Source organism: Methanobacterium bryantii (genome assembly GCF_002287175.1).
Taxonomy (GTDB): domain Archaea; phylum Methanobacteriota; class Methanobacteria; order Methanobacteriales; family Methanobacteriaceae; genus Methanobacterium_D; species Methanobacterium_D bryantii.
Genome location: NZ_LMVM01000022.1, coordinates 1 through 426, shown reverse-complemented (window position 1 = coordinate 426; position 426 = coordinate 1). Strand labels below are relative to the sequence as shown.

The window sequence follows — 426 nt, the reverse complement described above, 5'->3', positions numbered from 1 at the left end:
CAGATACTTCACCAGCGGTTTTAAGCATCATAGGACCTTGTGCACCCATGTAAATAGGGACTTTTTCCTGGACTGCTTTTGTACCCATTAAGCTTGCACCGCTTTCTGTTTTTCCGCCTGAGAGGAGAGTTTCCATCATAGTGATTGCATTTTTAATTGTGCTGACAGGTTTTGTCCATTCAATTCCTAATGCGTCGAAGGTTGCTTTGTCACCAGGACCAATACCTAATGTAGCCCTTCCGTTTGATAATTCATCTAAAGTTGCAACAGCCGATGCTGTTATTGCTGGGCTTCTTACGTAGGGGTTAGTTACACCCGGACCCATTTTTATAGTTTCAGTTCCGTTGGCAATTAATGCCAGGGTTTCGTATACGTTCTTGTTGTTGTAGTGGTCTGTAATCCACGCGTATTCAAAACCTACATCTT

1 protein-coding gene is annotated in these 426 nt (G+C 43.0%); it reads right to left on the bottom strand.

The genetic code is table 11. The annotated features are described in order from the left end of the window. Nucleotides 1-426, bottom strand: a 426-nt coding sequence (locus ASJ80_RS08525) for an LLM class flavin-dependent oxidoreductase (RefSeq protein WP_143747728.1), incomplete at both ends; no start/stop codon positions are given.